Source organism: Nitrospira sp. (assembly GCA_035968315.1).
Lineage (GTDB): Bacteria > Nitrospirota > Nitrospiria > Nitrospirales > Nitrospiraceae > Nitrospira_D.
The window spans coordinates 298,785-314,593 of sequence record JAVYIN010000007.1 but is presented as its reverse complement, the minus strand read 5'-3'; the positions used below and the strand labels follow the sequence as shown (position 1 = coordinate 314,593).

The following is a 15,809-nucleotide window of genomic DNA, read 5'->3' as shown; positions in this document are numbered from 1 at the left end:
GGAATCCCGTCTCCACATCAACCCCGTCGTCAATCAGCTATGACTCCGCGCTCAATATCGGCGTCACAAGCGCCCCGTTGAGCCTAACGCAATATACGCAGGCACCCAGTGAATTCTGCCCTTGCCCCACAACCGGACGACCTGTTCGGCCTCGTCTTCGAGGCGGCGCCAAGCGGCATGCTCTTGGTCAACCAAACAGGCCTGATCGTACTCGTCAATACTCAAGTCGAGCGCCTATTCGACTACTCCCGGCAGGAGCTGCTCGGGCAGCCGATTGACACGCTGATCCCGGAACGCTTCCGGAGACAACACCCGGACCATCTCCGCACATTTTTCACGTCCCCCTCAGTGCGCGCCATGGGGCAAGGGCGCGACTTATACGGGCGGCGCAAAGACGGCACTGAATTTCCCGTCGAAATCGGGTTGAATCCGGTACCACTCCCCCACGGCTTTCACGTACTGACGTCGATCGTCGATATGACTGAGAGGAAACAATCCGCCGTAGCCCTGCAGCGCGCCCATGACGAATTGGAACACCGGGTTCATGAACGGACGGCACAGATACGCGAGGTACAAGCAGCGCTGCAACAGAAACTCGCCGAACACACGCGGACAGAACAATCCCTGCACGAGACCCACCAACTCCTTCAGTCTGTGATCCAGACCGCCCCTATTCGCATCTTCTGGAAAGACCGCCATTCACGCTATCTCGGGTGCAATCAACAGTTCGCCAATGATGCAGGCCTGGCCTCTCCCCAACAGCTCATCGGGAAAGACGACTCGCAGCTCGTGTGGCACGCGCAGGCCACGCTCTATCAGGCCGATGATCGCCACATCATGGATTCCGGCGTGCCTAAGCTAAGTTTTGAGGAACCGCAAACAACACCGGATGGCCGCCAGATTTGGCTCCGCACCTCCAAAGTTCCACTGAGGAATAGCGCCCGTGAGATTATAGGAATACTGGGAGTCTACAGCGATATCACCGCGCAGAAACAGGCCGAGCTGGCCACGCGCGAAGCGCTGGCCACGCTGGACTCCACAGCGGACGGGATCTTCATCTTCGATCCCCAGACGTTGCAATTCAGCTACGTGAACGAGGGCGCTGCCCAGCAAACGGGATACAGCCGCGAAGAATTGCTGCGCATGACGCCATTGAACCTCAAGCCGGACTTCGATGAGCCGGGATTCCGGACAATGATGGCCCCGCTCATTAGCAATCAATTACGAATCCAGACCTTCACGACCATCCATCGAAAGAAAAACGGCGCAGATCTTCCCGTGGAGGTGAACCTTCAATACTTTGGATCGGGAACGGCTCAGCCTCGCCTTATCGCCATTGTCCGCGACATCACTGAACGCAAACAGGGAGAGGCCGCGTTGCGAGACAGTGAGGAACGCCTCCGCCTCGCCATGGAAACGGCACGCATGGGCGCCTGGGACTGGAACGTCGCAGCCAACCACGCCACCTACTCCCATACCCTCGGCCCGCTGTTCGGCTTGCCGCCCGGCGCGCAACATGCCACGCTCGATGAATTCTTGCTGGCCATCCATCCGGAGGACCGAGCGCGAGTCGGCCAGGCCTTAACGCAGTCGCTCGAGTCCGATGTGCTCTATTGCGAAGAATATCGCACCGTCTGGCCCGACAACACCGTGCATTGGCTGAGCGACCGGGGACAAATCTACCGGGACCAGTCCGGCAGGCCTGTCCGCATGATCGGAGTCATCACGGATATCACCGACCGCAAACTGGCCGAGGCCAGCCTCAAACGGACGGAGGAACAGCTTCAGCAAATGCAGAAGCTGGAAGCCGTGGGCCGCTTGGCCGGCGGCGTTGCGCACGACTTCAACAACCTGCTCACCGGCATCAATGGCAACGTCGAATTGCTTCTCAAGCAAGTGGAACCCTGGAGCCCGCTCTACCAGCGGCTGGAGACTGTCCGAACCACAGGCCAAAAAGCGGCTAAGATCACGAAACAACTCCTCACGCTTGGCCGGCAACACATCGCTCAACCGGAACGGCTCAATCTCAACGGCGTCATCGAGAATATGGCCGACATCCTTCCCCAAATCCTCGGTGAAAATATCCGGCTGACCCTTGCGCTGGCCCCCACCCTCGGCATCATCAGCGCCGACCCCGGACAACTCGACCAAATTCTGCTGAACCTCGCCACCAATGCGCGTGATGCCATGCCATCAGGAGGGACGCTGGCCATCGAGACGACGAATGTCAGCAGCCCCTCCCCGGCCGTTCAGTTAGTCGTTCGGGACACCGGCCAGGGCATGAGCCCTGACGTTCAAGCGCACATTTTTGAACCATTTTTCACAACCAAAGAATTCGGCAAAGGGACCGGGTTAGGCCTGGCAACTGTCTATGGCATTATGGCCCAAAGCGGAGGTACTATTGGGGCAATCAGTGCCCTCGGCAAGGGTACGACCTTTACCCTGACCTTTCCCCGTGTCGATACAGAGGCGGTACGCATCGTGGAGCAACCGGATTTCCCAAAAGCGGCGACGCAGACGATCCTGCTGGTCGATGACGACATCATCGTGCGGGAGATCGCGCGGGAGATGCTGACGATGCAGGGCTATCAGGTCCTGGAGGCGCCGAACGGCCAAGAGGCGCTCCAACAGATGGCCGCCGCGGCAAGTCCCATCCACCTCCTGGTAACCGATATCATGATGCCGGGGATGAACGGGCGCGAACTCGCTGAACAGCTGCTCGCCAAACAGCCGACTCTCCGCGTGGTTTTTATGTCCGGGTATAATGAAGACGAACTCTTGCGCAAAGGCATCTCCAGCCAGTCGGTCACCTTTGTGGCCAAGCCCTTTACCATCAACAGCCTGTCGTCTGCCGTGAAAGCGGTGCTGGACGGGCACAACAACCCCTAAGACCGCCCCGCGCACCGCTCCGGACCCACCGCGTCATGTATTCTTGAGTGTCTATCAGGAAGAACCGGCGGCGAATTAGCCGGCGTACTCGAAGGTCAGATCACGGGTTTGGACGAGGCTGACTTTCTGCAACCTCCCGCCGGACACCAGGCTGGCCAGACGTTCCCAGATCACCTTGGCCAGCTGATCGCCCGTGAGAGACGACATCCCCAGCACCTCGCCCAGATGGCGCCGATCGAAGGGCTGCAGCACCTGCGCTTGCATCAGCCGATCCAGCGCCCCGATGTCCGTCACCATGCCGGTGACCGGATCAATGGCGCCATGCACCGTGACAAAACAATCCCAGGTGTGCCCTTGATGCCCGTCCAGCACCGCCGTGAACGAATAGCGCCGGGTGACGCTGGCCACATCCGGCCCGCCCGCCGCCGTGATCTCAGCCGAAAGATCTTCATCCTCCCAGAGGCGAATCTGGTGCAGCGCCCCGATGTCCGGCTGCGACTCCAGCTTGCTCCACAACACCCGGGCGATATTTTCCGAGGTCGGAATCCGGCTGGTGAAATAGGGCATGTCCAGGTTGAAATTCTTATGGTCGAACTCCTCGATCATATCGAGCAGCACCCGCTTCAGGTCGAAGAGGTTGATGACCATGCCGGTCTTTGGATCCACGTCACCGGCCACCGTCACTTCGAGCATATAGTTATGGCCATGGGCCGGCGGATTGTAGCAGGCGCCAAAAACCGCACGGTTTTTCGCCTCGTCCCATTCCGGCTTGACATACCGATGCGACGACGAAAACTCGATGCGCTTCATGAGTGAGACTGTAGACATGCTTATCCTCTATCCGCAATGGTCATAGCTGTCAGGATGCTCAAACAGGCCATCCAGCAAGGCCGCAGGCTATGCAAGGCCGCAGGCGTACCCTTGGGAGTACGTTGAGGATTCTTGCGAGCCGAGAACGAAGCCGGCGGCATTTTTCAGCATCCTGCAAGATCCAGAAGCCATTCTTCCCTCATACTGCCCGACACCGGCGCCTCTGCCCGATAATCACCATGCTGCACCGTCATCGAAACCGGCTGGCGCAAATCGGCAAACGCGGCCTTCATGGAAGCGGTCGGCCGAAACCGCACGAAATGCACGGCACTGATTTTGGTCTCATGGCTATGGCCGCCCTCGAATTCGCCAAAGACCCGCTCATCCCCCGCCACAATCGCCACCTTCTGGCCGTGATCCAAGCCCATAAAGGCATCGAGCCACTGTTTCATGTTGGCTTCATCCGTAATCTCGATCAAGAGCGTCGCGCTCAATTCACCCGTCGCAGGTAAAAGGGCATTATACACATCCAATTCTTCCTGCACTTTCGCGGGATCAACAATCTGCTCGACGCGGACCATCTCCTGGATCTGAAACTGAAGCGTCTCCCGATTCTCGAACACCAGCGTGATCAGCGGGCCAATAGACATACGCCGCCGCTGTTTGAGCGCAATGATGCGGCGGCGGAACGCCTCCCGCTGCCGCTCATACTCGGCGGCAGGGATCATCTCTTCTGGCAACAATGGCTTCATCATTCGTCTCTCGCCCTCTTATTTCCGATCACTCGTCACAACGTCTACGATGGCAATCCGTAGGCATCCCGCACGATCTGGATGGGATGCTTGGCCGGTTTCCCGCCAACATGCGCCGACGCGCCGGCCTGATCGAGCTGCAACCCGGCCAGCGGACAGTCCGACGCCACAAGATCGGCAGGGGCTTGCTCGATGGCCCGCACGGCCTTCTTGGCAATCGTCATCGAGAGGGGGAAAAATTCCGTCTTGGCGGACCAGGACCCGTCGTGACCGGAACATTTCTCGATCACCTCGACCTGCGCCCCGGCGCACTCCATCAACTCTTTCGACTTGAACCCGATGTTCTGGTCGCGGAGGTGGCAGGGAATCTGGTAGGCCACGCGGCCCGGCTTGTTCACAAAATCCGTCGCGAGCGCCCCCTCGCGCTTCAGCTTCATCAGGTATTCGCAGATATCGAAGGTGTGTTCGCTGACGGTCTTGGGTTCGTCCCCGGCAAGCAATTCCGGATATTCCCGCTTGAGCATGAGACTGCAACTGGGCACCGGCACGACGATATCGTATCCCTGCTCGACCCACGGAAGCAGCGAACAGACATTCGCCTGCGCCGCTTTCTGCATCGCCACCGCATCGCCGAGATCGAAGGACGGCATCCCGCAACATTGCTGATCCGGCACCACGACCTGCACGCCGTTTTTTTCCAGCACCTGCACCGTCGCCTTCCCCACATCGGAGGCCTGGTAGTTCACCAGGCAACTGGCAAATAACGCCACCTTCTTCTGCGACGGCTTGGTGGGAGACGGCGCGGGCCGGCGGTGAAACCAGCGCACAAACGTGTCCGATGAAAAGTGCATGATGCAGCGGTCGCGATGCACGCCCAGGACCCGCTCCATCACCTGACGCAGGCCGCCAAGCGACAACGCCCAATTGGTGAGCGGCGCCACGATCGTGGAGAGGCGCCCGATTATATCCGTCTGGACTAACAGACGATCCCGCCAGCGCACGCCCCGCTCCGCGGCAAACCGTTGCTTCCACAAGACCATGAGCTTGGGAAAGTCCAGCGCGTATTGATGCGGCGGCGTATAGGGGCAGTGGTTGTAACAGAGCTTGCAGTAATAGCACTCGTCGACCACCCGCTGATGCTCGGCGGCCATGACCTGCTCGACATGGCCGTCATGCCGATCGACGCCGTCGAGGAGCGTATTGAACGAGGGGCAGAGGTTGAAGCAGCGGCGGCACCCGTCGCAGATTTCATAAATCCGCAACGTGTCCTTCTCCAGCTGCGCCGGATCGACGGGATTAATGAGGCTCAGACCTTTCACAGCCGGTATTGTCTCCCGATGAGAGGCGAGAACACAAGGCGGAAAAGAGGAAGGGTGGACCAAGCCTCAGCTCAATCCACCCTTCACAGACGTTCCGTCAGACTTCAATTAGCCCTGCTTCAGGCTGTCGAGTCCCTTCTGGAACCGATTGGCATGGGAGCGCTCCGCTTTGGCCAGCGTCTCAAACCACTCGGCGAGTTCGGCAAACCCTTCGTCCCGCGCCGTCTTCGCCATGCCCGGGTACATCTGGGTATATTCGTAGGTCTCGCCCTCGATGGCGGACTTGAGATTGGCTTCGGTATTGCCGATCGGCACCCCGGTGGCCGGATCGCCGACTTCCTTCAAGAAATCGAGGTGGCCGAAGGCGTGGCCGGTTTCGGCTTCAGACGTGTCGCGGAACAATCCGCCCACATCGGGATACCCTTCAATATCCGCGCGCCGCGCGAAGTACAGATAGCGCCGGTTTGCCTGCGACTCGCCGGCAAACGCGTGCTTTAAATTTTCGTGGCTCTTGGTCCCCTTCAAACTGTTTCCCATTATCCGTCCTCCTCCGTAAGAATCGATTGGTGCTGACTGTCTGCCCGGTTATTCGCCTAGGCCGTATAACATAGCCGCCGCGCTGGATCAACGGGCCAGAAGGCTCATGACGCTCCGGACCACTGCGGGAGATCGCGCTCGACTTCCGCCAAGGTCTTGTACGCCGCATCTTTTGCCGATACCAGCGGATTCAGGGCCGGCCAGTCGATGGCCAAGCCGGGATCATTCCACCGAATGCCCCGCTCATCCGATGGCGCGTAGTAGTCTGTACATTTATACAGAAACCCCGCCCGCTCGCTCAGCACATAAAATCCATGGGCAAACCCCGGGGGGATATAGAGTTGCCGGCCATTGTCGGCGGACAATTCCACTCCGTACCACTGTCCAAAAGTCGGCGATCCCTTCCGAATATCGACCGCCACATCGAACACCCGCCCCTCGACAGCCATCACCAGCTTTCCCTGAGGATGGGTGAGCTGGTAATGCAATCCCCTGAGGACATTCGCCTGCGACCAGGAAAAGTTGTCCTGAACAAACGGAGTGGCAATACCGGCCTCCCGATAGCGCGCCTGATGATAGGTCTCCACGAAGGCCCCGCGCGCATCCCGCCAGAGCACGGGTTCGATGAGCAACAAGCCGGCCAGCGGAGTGGCCTTAATCTGCATGGCCACCTGCCGGATCGACAATATCGGGCCCTTCGGGGTACAGTTGCTGCAGACGGTCAATCAGCGGCTGAGCGGCTGGCGTGCTGGACCGCGTCGGTTCGCTGGGCGGATGGTCCCAGGTAATGGTATGAATACCGGCCTCTCGCAAGATCGAGCGGATGGCCTCCAGACAGGCCTCCAAGGTCAGGTCGTCGCCGTAGCGAAGATCCAGCACCCGTTCCTGCCGGCGCGTGGGAGGCGGATCGGTATGGATGAGCGCCCAGCACCGGTCGAAAATGGCCGTACGAACCTCAGGGGGAATATTCAGCGAGTCGAGATCAGAGGTACAGAGCGCCGACACAAACAGCACAAACTGGAGATCCGGCATCCCTGGGTTGTTGAGATCGAGCGATTGCATAACGGGGCCATTATCGGTGGACCGCGCCACCGAGTCAACGTCCGCGCCCGAGCAGCTGAACTATCGTCATAGAAACAAAGGAGCCGCCCGCCCATGGTGACCATCATGCTCACAGGCCAACTGCAAACCGCCGACGGAGAACGCGATCTGGCCTGCGAAATTCCGGCGTCGATGTCCGTCCGGCAAGTCATTCAGCGCCAAGGCGTGCAGCTCCGCCATTTGTTGCAGCTCCTGCGCGAAAAGAAAGTGCTGGTCACGATCAATAAGCGCATTGCGAGCGAAGATTCCCTGGTACAAGACGGGGACGCCATTCGGCTGGTCGGTCACGACGGGATGGGGGGAAGCGGCCTGGGGCCCTCGCACGTCTAACATGCCGGCGGCAGACAAAGAAAAGGGCCGGCTTCCTCGATGGAAACCGGCCCGTTCGTATGTCGTCATCTGCAGCGGATGAAGCCGGAGAATGGCCATGGCGCTGCATCGGCGCCAGACGGAAATCCTGTTACTTCTTGCCGAGGATTGCGTCCTTCGCCACCTTCGCGACGCGGAACTTCACCACACGCTTGGCTGGAATCTTGATCGGTTCGCCGGTCTGCGGGTTCCGACCCATGCGGGCCTTGCGGTTCGCCAACACCAGCTTGCCGATGCCCGGCACCGTGAACACGTTCTTGGCTTCACGATAGGCCAAGGCGGCGAAATCGTCCATCATCTGGACGGCGGCCTTCTTGGTCAAGCCGGTCTTCTGGGCCATGTAATCGGCGATCTGCGACTTCGTCATTGATTTTGCCATTCGAGAACCTCCTTGGAAGTGAGAGAAAGTAAGAACACAGACTCGATGTTGCTTCGCCTCTCTTGCAAACGCCCTGACTCAAAGTCGTGCATCAGGAAACCAAGCCCTGATGCGGGATACCGCTAAAACCCGCGAGAGTGTAGCCAAGAGTCTCCAGGCTGTCAACGGGAAAAGCGCCCGTCTGGCGTGGAGAACAGCCGATGAGGCCCTCTTGCAGTTCCAAGACACCCAGGGGTAGAGTAGCCTCCAGATTCGCCGGCAGCCGAGCGTTCGCTCCCCTACGCTGACCGGCGCGAAAGGATTGTCATGGGCAAGGAACTCCCGATTCTTCCGGCAGCGGCACAGCCATCGTCATCCGAACAGGCTGAAACCTTTGTCTATTCCCGCGTGTTCTGCCAGAAAGAAAACTCGCCGCCGCTCAGGCTGTTGATCGATTTCCTGAAAGCCCGCGGCCAAACGCCGATCGTCCCGTCCAACATCGACGAGGCCGCGCTCGATGAATGGGCGTGGGTCAGAATTGCCTTGGGCTATCACCGTGACCGCCAGCCGGTCCAGCTCTTTTGCGTCCGCGACCGGGGGAGCTATCAAGATGTATTCAAGCAGGAGCAGAAACAATTCGTCGATCTCCTGACCGCCTATGAGGATGTTGAAGCCACACTGGCGCAGGAATATGTCACCCGCTCGCGGTTCATCTTGACCACCCGCTTCTCCAAAGCCGATATTACCGACGAAGGTTATGATTTCAACGGCTGGATTTTGGAGTTCTATCAGGATCAGTGCAACGGCATCGTGCAGATCGACGACCAGGGCTTCTACTCCCCCAAGGGCGATCTGATCGTCGATATGGCACCCCAAGAGGATTAGCCCTCGTGGCCTCTACGCCTCCACCGGCGGTGCGCCCCTCCACACTTTCGCAAAAAACGTCCCGGTGGTTCGAGCGGGCCACGGCGGCGCTCTTAGGCCAAGTACCCTGTCACGCCGGCTGCTGCCGCTGCTGCATCGGCCCCTTTCCCCTTACCCTTCTGGACCGCGCAGAAATTCAACGCGGCCTGCGCCAACTCTCTGACCGCCAACGCCATGCCATTCAAGAAAAAGCCAGCGCTCAAGCCGCTGCCATGGAGGCAGCATTCCCGCAACTCGCCGCGTCACCCTTCCTCGATCACTGGCCCGATCCGCTGGTCGAACAGCTCGTGGAGCAGTTCGCCGATCTGCCCTGTCCGGCACTTGATGCTGACGGACACTGCGCCGTCTACGCCTTTCGCCCCCTCACTTGCCGGTCCATGGGAATCCCGTCGGAAGAGGCCGGAACGGTCGAGGGCGCGTGCGACATACAAACGGCTATTCCTATCATTCGACTCTCTCCGGTTCTTCGCCAAGAAGAAGAGCAGCTGGCCGGAGAAGAAGCCGAGCAACTGGCGGCCCTGCAACAAACGGAATCCGCAGAGGGAGAAGAACTCCTCCTCCCCTATGCTTTTCTGCCCGAAAAACCCCACAAAACTAGATCAATCACCGCCTAGACAGAGTCTTTTCTCCTGTGCTATGGTAGCCACTCTTTGCTTGCGGGAGCGCCTGTAGCTCAGCTGGATAGAGCATCAGCCTCCGGAGCTGAGGGCCACAGGTTCAAATCCTGTCAGGCGCACCACCAGCAAGCAGGCAAGGGATATAACCGCCGCACATTTCCGCACCGTACATACCTAGGTGGGCCGTTAGCTCAGTTGGTAGAGCAGCTGACTCTTAATCAGCGGGCCGTAGGTTCGACCCCTACACGGCCCACCAAAAAATCAAGCACTTGCAGATGTAAGTTGGTGGGATGATTCTGGTGGTGTTATTAGGGTGTTAGAAAGATACGTGTTCAGCTTCCCCGCAGCCTTCGTTAAATCCTCTTCAGAGACAGTGTTGTAGCGGCGGTGCATCTTCTCTGACTTGTGCCCCACGATCTTCATAGCAGTCACTGTATCCACGCCAGCTCGCCTGAGATTGGTTGCGGCACAGTGCCGAAGATCGTGAAAGCGCAGGTCCGTCATGCCAGCATTCCTACAGGCGGTCATGAATGACCGTTTAACCCGCTGAATCGGCTCCCCCTCGTAGAGAAAAACATGGTTAGTGTTGAGATGGCGCACCTTTGCCAACTTATTGAACATATCCCTTACCTCTGGCGTAAGGGGAATCGTTCTTCCCTCGCCTGTCTTACACTTAGCGCCTAGAATCCGCAGGAAACCTCTCTGGAGATCCACACAATCCCAGGTGAGGCTCATAATCTCCCCCCAACGCATACCAAGCTGGTAGGCGATCAGGAGAATAGGCTTTAAGTGGTCGGCGGCGGCGTTATACAGTCGAGTCCATTCCTCAGCGCTCAATACGCGGTCCCTCTCATTGCCTGGGTCAGGTAATGGGACTCTCTTGGCCGGATTACTGAGCACCAAGCCACGCCTTTCAGCAATGCTGAACATGTGTTTGAGCGTTGCATGATCGGCATTAATCGTTGCAATAGCGGGGGCCTTCTTCCGATGTAACAGCACTCGTTGCCCTCGAAACGCCTCCACATCAGCAGGAGTAATCTCCGCCAGGGACTTTTTCCCAAAGAACGGGATGAGTTGCTGTCGCACAGAATCCACCCTGTCCTTATAGGTACTGAGCACCTTTACCGCCTCAAGTTTGAGGTATTCCTCCCCCCATTGCTCAAACGGTTTGGAAACAGCCTTGGGGCTCTTTACTGCGCATTTCATCAGCTCTGTTTTTATCAATGCCTCTTGTTGCTTCGCTACAGCCTTGTTGGAACACCCAACCTTCCACCGCTTCAACTTGCCCACACTACCTGGAGGAGCGAGAGTTAGCGTATTGCCGTCGTCTGCGATACGAAACTCCACGTACCACCCATCCTTCCGTTTCGTGAGTCCCATAGACTCAGCCTCCTTTCTTGAGCGCCCGTTCCCCGATCAACTCTGCTACGGTCACGTTGAGCGCCTTTGCCAGCTTCCGCAAGGTGCTCAATTGCGGGTCCCCCTTCCCAGCTTCAAACAAAGCCAATGAGGACACCGCGACCCCGGACGCTTTCTTGAGCGCCCGTAAGCTCACCCCCTTTCCTTCTCGAATTTCACGTAACCGTAGCATCGGTAATATGTTCCTCTATAACGGAACGGTCTGTCAAGTAGAACTCAGGTTCGTTTCGACGGCATCGGCATCACGGTTTGTTGCCGAATCCACTTATCCAGTAACTCTAGATCGAACTTAACCAACCGCCCCAGCTTCACAAAGGGAATCCGGCGCTGGCTCACCATCGTATACATCGTATGGGGCGATAGCCCTGTGTAGACGGCGGCTTCTTTAATCGACACAAGCCGTGGCATTGATCGCAGTTCCTTTCCTTTTGGCATTCTCTCTCCGCCTCGCCCGACCCATCCCCCTCCACATGAGAGAGCCTGACTCGCTCTGACTGCGCTAGGCCTGTTCAGCCAGCCATATCAAGACTGTGGCCAGGTGATACCGTCTCAATCGATCCCGCCCTACAGAGGGCAGCCCACGCTTCCGTAGACGGCGTATGGTGCTGGCACTCATCTGGAGGTAGTCCCGCAACTGCGGCTCACCTACCCACGTATCGGTGGCAGAAGAAATCACCGTCTTACTCTGGCTATTCATGGCCTGACCCAGTTACGAACTTCATGTTCACCGCCTCCCAGCTCTCCCCAACGCTCCCGAACGCCCATCGAGTTCCAGTATCATCGACGTGAATGAAATCACCCTCGCCAATTTGCTGGGTCAGGTCGTCGGCTCGTTGCCACTCGATCCAATCGCCAGATTGAAGAGCGCGGTCGGTATCAAGGCGCTGAGTGAGTTGCTTTAGCTTGTCGAGATAGGTCATCTGCCTCCTAGAGCGAAATAAGCGAGAAAAGCGAAAAAAGCCCCCTTCTTTCGCTTAATTCGCTTTTTTCGCACCTGCACGCCAGACAATACGGGACCGTCCCTCTGTCTCTATGGTCACCGGATGGGCTAGCCCAGCCTGAATCAAGACACCTTTGGCTCGCTCTAGTTCTGCTGCTGTTTTGTGCCGTTTGAAGAGGTCGGAGAGGTCGCTGTCTGTCCGCTCGCCGTTTACACGTATCGCCTTGAACATGGTATCGGCCACGGGATCACCGAGGGAGTCCCCGAAGATCATGCGGGTTGAGGCTTCTCCATGCTGCCAGAGGGCTAGAGCGGCCTTGAGGTGAATGCGATCAATGACGCTGCATCCATCCAAGACGGCATAGAGTCCACTGAGCCGCATCACCTGGGCCTCTGCCCGTCCGAGCAAGGCTCCCGCCATGCCAGGGCGATCCGCTGAGAGATCGTGATAGAGGCTCTTCCATTCATCACGGGCGGACTCAGAGAGCGTCAATTCTCCACAGGCACGGGCCACGGGAAGGACTCGTCTGAGCGTTGTGGCAACGGCTGAGAGGTCGGACTCTGAAGGGCTCCCAGGAAATGGGAGTTCTTTCGAGCGGCGCACCGCGAACCAGACAAAGCGATTCCCGAATCCGTTGACGGTCTCCGTATCCGTCAGGTTTCGCAAGAGTTCATCTTGGGTCACATGGGCCACGATGCCGATATGGGGATTCGTAGCCCGTACTCGGTTGGCCTTCGTCATGGGAGCCAACGTCAATCCATCCCAGGCGTCACGAAGCACACCGGATAGGGAATTGCCTTCCCGTGCCATGATCTTCAACACCGCGCCAAACTCTGATTGAACGAGAAAGAGCCGTTTATCTTCGACCCCGCTATCTATGCAGATCGTCTGCATGTCTCCAGTTAGCTTCCCGCCCTGCTTCACGGGCTCTTCTTTGAATTGCGCATCCCGCACCGCAAAGGCAAGGCCTTCCCCGCTAGAGAGTGTCCCCTTACACTCGCCACGGGTCCACCCCTCATCGGCAAGCGTGAAAACCGTTTCAATCCGTCGGCTGGCGGTTCCTTTGCGACTCTTCGATGATTGCCCGACCAGCACCGGCCAGAAGAGCAAGGGGTGATAGGAGCCGTCGAGGATCAAGTTAGGCCCACGGTTGAGCATGGCTCCAAACTCAGAGAGAAATGACACCAGCAACGCAACCGGGTCGGCTTCTGTGTGCGGTTCGATCAGCCGGACAACGTCACCAGCAAGGCCATGCAAGGCGGCATCGTCGAGGCTCGGCCATCCAGCAGCAACGCTCTGTACTGTGGGGGACACGTCCGGCATCTCATCGGGCAAAGTAGCTAGGGCAGATTGCGCCCGCCGCACGACTGTTCGAAAGTGGTTGCGTGAATCTTCAAGCGTCATATCCATGATGCAAGCTCCTCGGCCCATAGCAATGCATGCGCCTCGGCGAGCGCGTCTATTTCGTTGTTGAGGCGGTCGTTCGTCCATCCAGAAATGTCGAGCCCTTGACGTGATTGGACGAAGTAATCCGCTTCTCGGAGGGCGTCAACGGTGAAGCCGTCCGCTTCATCGCGTTGTGTCTTGCGTTCTCGCTCCTGGGTACGCCGCACTCGTTCACGGTAGGCAGTGTGAGAGGCGGGCGCATCTTGGAAAAGATCGGACACTTTGAGATCAAGGGCCACACAGATCTCGTCAATCGTGCATCCGCTAAAGCAATGCATCAGAATCCCTCGATCACACTCGCGTATGGAGAGGGACGGGGATTTGTCAGGATGCGCCGGACATCGTGCAGACCAGCGACCGGTCCCACGTTGGCGAACAACTTCGAGACGGCGCAACAGATCATTCGCAGTCATGGCCGCTCGCCACGTTTCCCGCCCATAGGCGTGGTTCGCATTCGCAACAATGCCTCAAGGTCAGAACGACGATACCGAACAGCTCTCTTGCCGGTCGGTCTCACAGCTGGCAATTCGCCTGCCCATGTCATCTTGCGAATGGTGCCCGGCATCAGCCCCAGAAAATGTGCAGCCTCCACGTTCGTAAACAACTGGTCTTCTTGATCTGGCATGCAGCCTCCCCTAACGCTTCCCGACACGCACACTGCGCGACATCGAGCGCTGTTGTTTACTTTTTACAGAAGCTGATTGGAGGCAGTCTATTTTGAGAGTTGCCGCAGACCCTGGGGGGCCTGAAGATTATCGGCGGGAAGATTTACTGAGGAGGGAGCGAACGGCAGAGGCGGAGATCCCAAATTCTTCAGCGGTGTCTTTGTCGGCTTGATACGAACAGCGAAGCCCATTGGCAATGTCTTGAGGCCTCAAACGAAGATACCAATAGGCACGAGCTAAGTCTTCTGTGGTCGAGCCCCGTAGCGACTTCTTTATATCGTTTTTCTGCATCTCTGACTCTTTTCGTAGAAATGCCCATACGAATTGCCTTTCGGCTCGATACTCAACTAGCTTCAAAAGCTCAAGACCAGAAAAGCGGCGCTTTGCTTGAGGTGTTTTCAGAACAACGTTCTTCAGCATTTGACGCGCACGAATTGGTCCACGTTGGGCAAGCCCTCTTGCCTGGCGTCTGGCTTGCGCCTGTGCTTGTTTCGTTTCAGCAAAGTACAATTGCGCTAGGGGCGTCTCATAATTCCAAAATTCTTCTTGAGAGAGACCCAGCCCTTCGAGGTCTGGCCATTGTTCTGATTTGGGGCTTTGAGGACGCCTCCCTTGTTGGCTGCTAAAAAGCCGAGCAAGGTATTCTTTACGTCTAGCCGTGATGTAGTGCTCAGCACACCCACGAAACTCTTTGGATAACAATGGCCTATTCAAGTGGAATGGAATCACGACGAGACAGGTTGGGTTCTCACGAACAGGTCGGAAGATCTTCCGCATAGTATTGTAGAACCGACGGGGAGACCAGTCTTCTACGGACTCTCTGACTGACTCCTTTTTGTGGATTGGCATACCCCAGCCCCAACCCATCCGTATAGACTATTGCACGATAGACTAGCATTTCACGATGGTGAAGCCAACGCTGCCAAACCCGCTCCTTTGTCCAACAATCTCGGTCTGCGACCAGCACACACCTTCAATGGGCGTCTTGGTTCAGAAAATGGAGGGAGCCGCCAGGGGATGATGTAATCAAGAAGGTTGAGTACGGGTGCGGTTAATATGAATAACAGTTCACGCTTCCCGCTAGACCCTGCTGACAGGTCGTCGTGGTCGGTGAAGAAGGAGTGTTAATCACAGTCTCTTGATGAGAGGGTGGCCTATAAACCGTCTTGGGGCCACCCAAAGCTGTCCAGCCAATGGATGTAAGTTTGCCATCGACAAAAACATATGGCGTGAACATATCATCGGTGACCTGATTCCCTGCCCACGGTCCCGTTCTGAAGTAATAAATATCTGTTTGTACACCGTCCTTACGAAACGATTCAGGTGGCCTCCTCTGAGCTGCTGGAAGGCCTTCCTGGGTGACTAGCAAAACGGACAACACCTTCTCTTTCGAGTCCCCCAAGCTCACATTGACGGAGGCTCGATGATATTGCTTAATGCCGTCATTGATAGCAGCCATCCCGCATCCAGAAAAAGCTACAACGATTATTACCCCTACAAAGCCACACCATCCGCGCATTTATTCCTCTTCATTCTGTAACCAAAGCAAAGAGGTTAAAATTATACTTGGCCCTTGATGTTGGGGCAATACGGTCCCTTTTGTCCCCGTGGCGCACAAGGCTTATGAGTCTCATGCCCCTTGATGGGTGGGTGTGTGCCGAT

19 protein-coding genes and 2 tRNA genes are annotated in these 15,809 nt (G+C 57.4%); 6 read left to right on the top strand and 15 right to left on the bottom strand.

Annotated elements, in window-relative coordinates; all coding sequences use genetic code 11:
* Window positions 1-108: 108 nt before the first annotated feature.
* Complete coding sequence (locus tag RI101_11350; protein ID MEC4890645.1) at window positions 109-2,889, top strand: PAS domain S-box protein; 2,781 nt, start codon at window positions 109-111, stop codon at window positions 2,887-2,889.
* Window positions 2,890-2,964: 75 nt separating this feature from the next.
* Here RI101_11350 and RI101_11345 read toward each other — a convergent pair whose 3' ends face one another.
* The 6 genes from RI101_11345 to RI101_11320 all read right to left on the bottom strand — a co-directional run bounded on the left by RI101_11345 (window position 2,965) and on the right by RI101_11320 (window position 7,399).
* Window positions 2,965-3,717 carry a 6-carboxytetrahydropterin synthase gene (locus RI101_11345; GenBank protein ID MEC4890644.1) on the bottom strand — a complete coding sequence of 251 codons (753 nt, stop codon included), beginning with the start codon at window positions 3,715-3,717 and terminating at the stop codon, window positions 2,965-2,967.
* 146 nt (window positions 3,718-3,863) lie between these two features.
* Window positions 3,864-4,454, bottom strand: a complete 591-nt coding sequence (locus RI101_11340) for a DUF3501 family protein (protein ID MEC4890643.1) — start codon at window positions 4,452-4,454, stop codon at window positions 3,864-3,866.
* A gap of 41 nt (window positions 4,455-4,495) precedes the next feature.
* Complete coding sequence (locus RI101_11335) at window positions 4,496-5,770, bottom strand: heterodisulfide reductase-related iron-sulfur binding cluster (protein MEC4890642.1); 1,275 nt, start codon at window positions 5,768-5,770, stop codon at window positions 4,496-4,498.
* Window positions 5,771-5,878: 108 nt separating this feature from the next.
* The gene (locus RI101_11330; GenBank protein MEC4890641.1) at window positions 5,879-6,307 is read right to left on the bottom strand and encodes a rubrerythrin family protein; all 429 of its coding nucleotides are present in this window, start codon (window positions 6,305-6,307) and stop codon (window positions 5,879-5,881) included.
* Window positions 6,308-6,411: 104 nt separating this feature from the next.
* Window positions 6,412-6,972: a dTDP-4-dehydrorhamnose 3,5-epimerase gene (gene rfbC / locus RI101_11325; GenBank protein MEC4890640.1), complete on the bottom strand. Its 561-nt coding sequence runs from the start codon at window positions 6,970-6,972 to the stop codon at window positions 6,412-6,414.
* Window positions 6,962-7,399 carry a hypothetical protein gene (locus RI101_11320; protein ID MEC4890639.1) on the bottom strand — a complete coding sequence of 146 codons (438 nt, stop codon included), beginning with the start codon at window positions 7,397-7,399 and terminating at the stop codon, window positions 6,962-6,964. The genes rfbC and RI101_11320 overlap by 11 nt, the downstream gene beginning before the upstream one ends.
* 63 nt (window positions 7,400-7,462) lie before the next feature.
* Here RI101_11320 and RI101_11315 point away from each other — a divergent pair, with 63 nt between their 5' ends.
* A complete protein-coding gene (locus RI101_11315; GenBank protein MEC4890638.1) occupies window positions 7,463-7,738 on the top strand; it encodes a MoaD/ThiS family protein in 276 nt (91 codons plus the stop codon).
* Between the two features lie 130 nt (window positions 7,739-7,868).
* Here the strand turns inward: RI101_11315 and RI101_11310 are convergent, their stop codons facing one another.
* Window positions 7,869-8,156: an HU family DNA-binding protein gene (locus RI101_11310; GenBank protein MEC4890637.1), complete on the bottom strand. Its 288-nt coding sequence runs from the start codon at window positions 8,154-8,156 to the stop codon at window positions 7,869-7,871.
* 306 nt (window positions 8,157-8,462) lie between these two features.
* Here RI101_11310 and RI101_11305 point away from each other — a divergent pair, with 306 nt between their 5' ends.
* The 4 genes from RI101_11305 (at window position 8,463) to RI101_11290 (ending at window position 9,932) form a co-directional block, all read left to right on the top strand.
* The gene (locus RI101_11305; protein MEC4890636.1) at window positions 8,463-9,020 is read left to right on the top strand and encodes a hypothetical protein; all 558 of its coding nucleotides are present in this window, start codon (window positions 8,463-8,465) and stop codon (window positions 9,018-9,020) included.
* Between the two features lie 5 nt (window positions 9,021-9,025).
* Window positions 9,026-9,673 (top strand): YkgJ family cysteine cluster protein, encoded by a 648-nt coding sequence (locus tag RI101_11300; protein ID MEC4890635.1) that lies wholly within the window; start codon window positions 9,026-9,028, stop codon window positions 9,671-9,673.
* Window positions 9,674-9,721: 48 nt separating this feature from the next.
* A tRNA-Arg gene (locus RI101_11295) sits at window positions 9,722-9,798 on the top strand.
* 58 nt (window positions 9,799-9,856) lie between these two features.
* Window positions 9,857-9,932, top strand: a tRNA-Lys gene (locus RI101_11290).
* 5 nt (window positions 9,933-9,937) lie between these two features.
* On the opposite strand, the gene RI101_11285 is transcribed toward RI101_11290, so the two are convergent.
* The 8 genes from RI101_11285 to RI101_11250 all read right to left on the bottom strand — a co-directional run bounded on the left by RI101_11285 (window position 9,938) and on the right by RI101_11250 (window position 14,924).
* Window positions 9,938-11,056, bottom strand: a complete 1,119-nt coding sequence (locus tag RI101_11285) for a tyrosine-type recombinase/integrase (GenBank protein ID MEC4890634.1) — start codon at window positions 11,054-11,056, stop codon at window positions 9,938-9,940.
* Between the two features lie 4 nt (window positions 11,057-11,060).
* A complete protein-coding gene (locus RI101_11280) occupies window positions 11,061-11,267 on the bottom strand; it encodes a helix-turn-helix transcriptional regulator (protein MEC4890633.1) in 207 nt (68 codons plus the stop codon).
* A 44-nt stretch (window positions 11,268-11,311) separates the two neighbouring features.
* Window positions 11,312-11,503: a helix-turn-helix domain-containing protein gene (locus tag RI101_11275; GenBank protein ID MEC4890632.1), complete on the bottom strand. Its 192-nt coding sequence runs from the start codon at window positions 11,501-11,503 to the stop codon at window positions 11,312-11,314.
* A 281-nt stretch (window positions 11,504-11,784) separates the two neighbouring features.
* Complete coding sequence (locus tag RI101_11270; GenBank protein ID MEC4890631.1) at window positions 11,785-12,015, bottom strand: hypothetical protein; 231 nt, start codon at window positions 12,013-12,015, stop codon at window positions 11,785-11,787.
* Between the two features lie 54 nt (window positions 12,016-12,069).
* Entirely contained in the window at window positions 12,070-13,446 is a 1,377-nt protein-coding gene (locus RI101_11265) for a hypothetical protein (protein MEC4890630.1), read from the bottom strand.
* Window positions 13,437-13,721, bottom strand: coding sequence for a hypothetical protein (locus tag RI101_11260; protein ID MEC4890629.1), 285 nt, complete (start codon window positions 13,719-13,721; stop codon window positions 13,437-13,439). Before RI101_11260 ends, RI101_11265 begins: the two co-directional genes overlap by 10 nt.
* A 170-nt stretch (window positions 13,722-13,891) precedes the next feature.
* Window positions 13,892-14,107 (bottom strand): helix-turn-helix domain-containing protein, encoded by a 216-nt coding sequence (locus RI101_11255; GenBank protein MEC4890628.1) that lies wholly within the window; start codon window positions 14,105-14,107, stop codon window positions 13,892-13,894.
* Between the two features lie 127 nt (window positions 14,108-14,234).
* Entirely contained in the window at window positions 14,235-14,924 is a 690-nt protein-coding gene (locus RI101_11250) for a hypothetical protein (GenBank protein ID MEC4890627.1), read from the bottom strand.
* Between the last annotated feature and the right edge of the window lie 885 nt (window positions 14,925-15,809).